Genomic DNA, 6,186 nt, shown 5'->3' with positions numbered 1-6,186 from the left:
ACCTTATTCAAGCCCGATTTACACAGCCTGATCAGCAGATACACTGAAAATCAGACACACATTCTGCTACTTAACCCCCCGGGCACTTTTCTTATGCGCACTTACTTCACCGCGTAGAAGACCTTCTCGCCGGAGTACAAGTCAGCCTCGACGACGATCGTGCCCTCTTCCTTCCCCTCAATCGGAATGGACACACCGATGTTGCCCGACGTGTCCGCCCCGTTGTAGAGGGTGGTGGAAAGATCGAACATGCCCGGCTCCACGAGCGTGACCTCGTGAGACTCATAAGTCTTACCCTCCGGCGACACGTACGACACAAAGATAAGCGGGCTCTCACCCTGGGGATCGTCACCAATGTACTTCGCCGTCATGTTGACCAAGATGTGCACCATCCCGTCTTTCGGCTCGTCGCTGAACGGGTTCTCCTCCATGATCTCATCGGTCGCGTCCAAGTTGACCGAGTTGATCGTGACTTCCCAGTCCCCCTGAGTGATGGTGCTACCCAGCGGCAGCGGGTTCTCGCGGCTCTTGCCTGCATCAGAACCCTTGGCCTTACTCTTGCCCTTGTCTTTACCGTTATCGGCTGCCCCTCCTGCGGAGGCGCCGTCAGCTGGCGCAGCGTCGCCGGCATCCTCGGCAGCGCTGTCGCTCGTGGAGCTCGCAGCCACAAAGAACACGGTCAGCGCGATGAGCCCGCCGACAACCGCAGTAATCACACCGGCGATGGCCGGACCCTTCGACATCTCTTTCATGACCAAGCCAATGATGCCGACCACGAGCGCGATGGGAAGCAGAAGCCACCCGAACACCAGTGTCGCCGGGAAGAAAGACATGATCGTGCCCAGGACCGCGAGAGCAATCGAAATAATGCCCAGAATGTTCAGCTTCGATCCCCCGGGCTGCTGCGGCGGGCCGTACTGGGGCTGATCAAAGCCGTACTGGCCCTGGCCCTGGTTCTGAAAAAGGGACTGGGTTTGGTTCTGCTCATACGGTGCCGCAGCCCCAGCACCGGACTGGCCCGCACCGTACTGCTGCCCGGCCCCCGTACCGGACTGGCCCGCACCGTACTGCTGCCCGGCGCCCGTACCGTACTGGCCCGCACCGTACTGGCCGGTTCCATATTGCCCGGCACCTGCACCGTACTGCCCGGCGCCGTACTGTCCCGCGCCGTACTCCTGACCAGCACCAGCGCCATATTGGCCCGCGCCGTAACCACCGGTGTAGCGGGTCGATCCACCGGAACTGTCCGCACCACCCGATGTCCAATCCGGTTGCTGTGAACCGTATGGGTTGTTCGGATTGTAGCTGTTGGACATGACTGCCTCCTTAGCCTTTCAGCAGGCACCGTTTAATCTCGAGAACGATGTCACTTTCGCTCGTCGAAGCGTGTTGTCACAGTTACTGTACAGACGAATACTACGAACCGCGCATCTGCGCTTCCCCAATCGAGCCTGCTGCGGTAGCCCTCAAGGGATGAGGTGATGGGGTGGGGTGGGTTTAAACGTCGAAAAGCGCCCCGGCGAAGAACCGGGGCGCTTGAAGCGACATGATTTAGAGGTTGATCATGTGGCCCTCGACACCGTGAGCGATCTCCTTGAGAACCTCGGACAGCGTCGGGTGAATGTGGACGTTGCGCGCGATCTCACCGGCGGTGAGGTCGAAGCGCTGAGCCAGGTTGATCTCCGGCAGCAGCTCGGACACGTTGGCGCCCACCAGGTGGCAGCCGAGGATCTCGCCGTACTCGCCGTCGACGACGAGCTTGCCGAAGCCCTGGGACTCAGCCAGGCCGAGAGCCTTACCGTTCGCGGAGAACGGGAAGGTAGCTACCTTGATGTCCTTGTCGGCGAACTTCTCCTTCGCCTGCTCCTCGGTGTAGCCCATGGACGCGACCTGCGGGTTGCAGAAGGTTGCGCGCGGCATCATCTGGTAGTCGCCGAGCTCCATGGTCTCAGCGCCAGCGATGGTCTCTGCGGCCACGATGCCCTGAGCCTCAGCAACGTGGGCGAGCTGCAGCTTCGCGGTCACGTCGCCAATGGCGTAGATGCCCTCGACGTTGGTGCGCATACGCTCGTCGACCTCGATCGCGCCACGCTCAGTGAGCTTGACACCGGTGTTGTCCAGGCCGAAGCCCTCGACACGCGGCTGGAAGCCGACGGCCACCATGACGCGGTCGACGGTGAGGGTCTCCACATCGTCGGAGTCCTTCTTCTTGATGTCCACCTCGACCGAATCGCCGTTGTCACGCACCTCGGTGGTGGCGTGGCCGGTCAGCAGCTTCACACCGAGCTTCTTGTACGCCTTGGCGATCTCCTTGGACACGTCCTTGTCCTCGTTCGGTAGAACGCGGTCCATGAACTCGACGACGGTGACGTCCACGCCGTAGTTGGACAGCACGTAGGCGAACTCCATGCCGATCGCGCCAGCGCCGACGATGACCATCTTCTTGGGAGCCTCCGGGTTGAGGATCTGCTCCTCGTAGGAGACGACATTGTCAGACAGCTCGATGCCCGGCAGCGTCTTCACAATGGAACCGGTAGCGATGATGCAGTTATCGAAGGAGATTTCCTTGCCCTGGTCATCGCCCTCGGTGATCTCAATGGTCTTGGCGTCCTTGAAGGAACCGACACCGTTGATCTCGGTGATCTTGTTCTTCTTCATCAGGTAGTGGACACCGCCGACGATCTTCTCGGAGACCTTGCGGGAGCGCTGGTGCGCATCGCCGTACTCGAAGGAAACGTCACCCTTGATGCCGAAGGTCTTCGCCTCGTGGTTGAAGATGTGCGCCACTTCAGCGTTCTTGATCAGAGACTTCGACGGGATGCAGCCCACGTTAAGGCAGACACCGCCCCAGTACTGCTTCTCTACGACTGCAACTTTCTGTCCAAGCTGAGCCGCACGGATAGCGGCGACGTAGCCGCCAGGGCCCGCGCCGATTACTACAACGTCATAATGTTCTTTAGCCACGTCTCCTAGGATACGTTCGTTCGCCAGATCCTGCTTGCACGTGCTTTGACGGGCCTATTTCGCTTCCCACTTCAAAGTTCCCTGCCAGTTTGGCATGATTAACATTCATGAAGCTCTCCCGCCCCGCCCTCGCTTCGGCTGCCGCGCTCGTTATCGCCGCTAGCTCGCTGTCTTTGGTCCACTCGACACCCGCCGACGAGCCGCTCGCTGTCACGCCGCTTGACGACGGTACGCAGCACCCCGCCCCCGAACCCGACCCGAAAGCAGCAGCCGACTCCGGTGCAGAAGCCGAGAAACCTGCAGCAAAGGAAGACGCCGCTGAGGGCGGGACAGAGCTGGACCCGGCAGCTGAGCTTCCCAAGCCCGGAGCCGGTGCTGACCAGGTTGACGATGACGTGAAACGGGAGTCCGAGACGACCCCTAACCACGCCGACCAGACACCCGTCTTGGCAAAGATGACTGAGCTGACGGAGGCCCCGAAGAAGGTGTCCGGCGGAGGCAAGGATGATCAGTGGTGGTTCAAGACCACCAAGCAAAAGCGCAACGAGAAGGAATGGGTCAAGGGCGCGAAACCGATCGTCGAGGCCTGGAACGTTTACTCCGAGTCGATGAGGCGCGATATCCCTGTGGCCATCATCCCGGCCCGAGACGAGAACGGTAACCCCATCACGGGTGCCCCGACGCTCTACATGTTGAACGGAGCCGGCGGCGCGGAGCAGAATGCCGACTGGATTACCTCTGGCGACGCTGACATCTTCTTTGAGAACAAGGGGGTGAACGTGGTCATCCCGATGGAGGGCGCCTTCTCCTACTACGTCGACTGGCTTGAAGACGGTGAATACCTGAAGCAGAACTCCTCCTACTTCAAAGGCCTGCAGAAGTGGACGACGTTCCTGGGCCGCGAATTGCGCCCTGCCGTGGAGGACCACTTGGAGGCTAACGGCAAGCGCGCTGTGGTGGGCATGTCCATGTCAGCCACCTCTTCCCTCTTGCTCGCGGAGCACTACCCAGGCGAGTTCGGCGCTGTGGGATCCTTCTCCGGTTGTGCGGCGACCTCAACTCCAATTCCTTGGGCGTTCGCTGGCCTGACTGTGAACCGTGCGGCGTCGAACGGGGGCCGCATTACCCCGGCGCACGCGTGGGGTCCGATGGGCAGCCCCTACAACCGCTACAACGACGCGCTTGTCAATGCCGACAAGCTCGAAGGCTCCAAGCTATACATCTCCAACGCGTCCGGTCTTGGAGCGAACGAAGACATGTTCGGCTACCGCACCGAGGTCCGCGGCCAGAAGTCTGCTGACGCGCTTTCCGGTTCCGCAACCACAGTCGTTGAGGGTGGCGTGATCGAAGGTGCGACCAACGCGTGCACCCACGACCTTCGGGCGAAGCTGAACGGACTGGGAATCGAAGCCCACTACGAATTCAAGAATGCTGGCACCCACTCTTGGCCTGTGTGGGAGGATGACATGCGTCGCTCCTGGAACACCGTCATCGGCCCGACACTGATCGGAGAAGGATTCAAGCCGGACGAGTCTCTGCCGGAATCGAACTCCTGGAACGCGAACGGGTCTAGCTAGAACGACCCCGCCGCCGGCTCCTACCAGAGCCACACACGACACAAGGGGAGATACCACGTCGGTATCTCCCCTTTTTGCATCTGCTTAACGACGCTTCTTGCCCGAACGCCGTTAGAACATGCCCAGGCTCAGAGCGATCTGGGAAGAGGTGGAGGATGCCTCGTGGATCAGGCCGCCGAGGAACTGGTTGATTGCCAGCTGTGCCTGTTCGATCGGGTTGAGTGCGTTCATGGTTCGCGTCCTTTCAGTTGGGGCTATTGCGGGTGACTCTAGGAAGATAGTCGGGGGTTGGGGTGGGGTTGTTACGTCGAAAAGCACTTCAACATGCTTAGCTTGAATCACAATAGTAACATCTTCCCACTTGTGGTACTGCCTATCCACGGTTAGAGTCAAGTGCGGTTTGATTGTATCCCCCGGTAACAACCATGACGCTTCAAGCGAATAACAAGGTTGAAGCTAACGGACCATTAGTAAGGAAACACCCATGAAGTTCCTCCGCTCAGCCCTCGCAGTTGCGGCCGCAACCTCGATTGCGCTCGGTGCCGCCCCGGCCATTGCCCAAGCAGCTCCGGTTTCGGCAGCTCAAGCAGCCGGCCAAGCTCCGGTAGGCGTGGTGAAGAACTGGGACGCCAACCCGGCCCCGAAGGCGATCAACACCGGCGAGACCGCAAAGTGGGTCCACGAGGTCGACCACAACAAGGTTTGGGCTTTCTGGGTGCACTCCCCGTCCATGGGCCGTGACATCCCAGTTGCTGTCATCCCGGCGCGCAACGCGCAGGGCCAGCCGGTGAAGAACGCCCCGACGGTCTACCTGCTCAACGGTGCTGGCGGTGCGGAGCAGAACAACGACTGGTTGACCTACGCCGAGACCCAGAAGTTCTACGCCGACAAGGGCGTCAACGTGGTCATCCCGATGGAGGGCGCGTTCTCCTACTACACCGACTGGCTGAACACCCCGAATGCCAAGTACTTCCGTGGCCCGCAGAAGTGGGAGACGTTCCTGACGAAGGAGCTGCCGGGACCGATCGAGAATCGTCTGGGCGCTGACAGCCGCCGCGCGGTCGTCGGCTTCTCCATGTCTGGCACCTCCGCGCTGGTCCTGCCGACGAAGGTGCCCGGTTTCTACGATGCCGCTGCATCCTTCTCCGGTTGTGCTGCCACCTCCAGCCCGGCTGGGTATAACTTCGCCCGCCTGACCGTCAACCGCGGTGCTGGCTCAGCTGCGAACTACCAGACGGTCACCCCGGAGCAGATGTGGGGCCCGATGGGCGGCCCGTACAACCGCGCCAACGACGCACTGGTGAACGCCGACAAGCTGCGCGGCACCAACCTGTACGTCTCCACCGCCACGGGCCTGGCATCCGAGAACGATATGGTGTCCACCCTGGTGGGTAAAGGTGCCTCGGTCCCGGAGGCATCTGCTAGCGCAATGGTGCTCCAGGTTGAAGGTGGCGTGATCGAGGGCGCTATCAACACCTGCAACCACGACCTGAAGGCGAAGCTGAACAGCCTGAACATTCCGGCCCACTACGAGTTCCGCAACGTGGGCACCCACTCCTGGCCTGACTGGCGCAAGGACCTGGAGAACTCCTGGTACAAGACCATTAAGCCGGCATTCGGCATGTAGCCCGCCATTCGGCGCGTG

General features: G+C 60.8%; 4 protein-coding genes. 2 read left to right on the top strand and 2 right to left on the bottom strand.

What is annotated here, in order from left to right:
- Window positions 1-101: 101 nt before the first annotated feature.
- Entirely contained in the window at window positions 102-1,316 is a 1,215-nt protein-coding gene (locus KBX18_RS10655; RefSeq protein WP_255996060.1) for a hypothetical protein, read from the bottom strand.
- 235 nt (window positions 1,317-1,551) lie between these two features.
- Entirely contained in the window at window positions 1,552-2,964 is a 1,413-nt protein-coding gene (lpdA, locus tag KBX18_RS10650) for a dihydrolipoyl dehydrogenase (protein ID WP_255996058.1), read from the bottom strand.
- Between the two features lie 107 nt (window positions 2,965-3,071).
- Between lpdA and KBX18_RS10645 the strand changes: the two genes are divergently transcribed.
- Both KBX18_RS10645 and KBX18_RS10640 read left to right on the top strand, forming a co-directional pair.
- Window positions 3,072-4,541, top strand: a complete 1,470-nt coding sequence (locus tag KBX18_RS10645) for an alpha/beta hydrolase family protein (RefSeq protein ID WP_255996056.1) — start codon at window positions 3,072-3,074, stop codon at window positions 4,539-4,541.
- Between the two features lie 484 nt (window positions 4,542-5,025).
- Window positions 5,026-6,168, top strand: coding sequence for an alpha/beta hydrolase family protein (locus KBX18_RS10640; RefSeq protein ID WP_255996055.1), 1,143 nt, complete (start codon window positions 5,026-5,028; stop codon window positions 6,166-6,168).
- Window positions 6,169-6,186 lie beyond the last annotated feature (18 nt).

Source organism: Corynebacterium sp. CCUG 69979, assembly GCF_024454095.1.
GTDB lineage: Bacteria > Actinomycetota > Actinomycetes > Mycobacteriales > Mycobacteriaceae > Corynebacterium > Corynebacterium genitalium.
The sequence above is the reverse complement of the archived record's forward strand: the minus strand, read 5'-3'. Positions and strand labels throughout refer to the sequence as shown.

Bases quoted from the DNA above. Each gene is read 5' to 3' on its own strand.
- KBX18_RS10655 (WP_255996060.1), bottom strand. From the start codon at position 1,316: ATGTCCAACAGCTACAATCCGAACAACCCATACGGTTCACAGCAACCG.
- KBX18_RS10645 (WP_255996056.1), top strand. From the start codon at position 3,072: ATGAAGCTCTCCCGCCCCGCCCTCGCTTCGGCTGCCGCGCTCGTTATC.
- KBX18_RS10640 (WP_255996055.1), top strand. From the start codon at position 5,026: ATGAAGTTCCTCCGCTCAGCCCTCGCAGTTGCGGCCGCAACCTCGATT.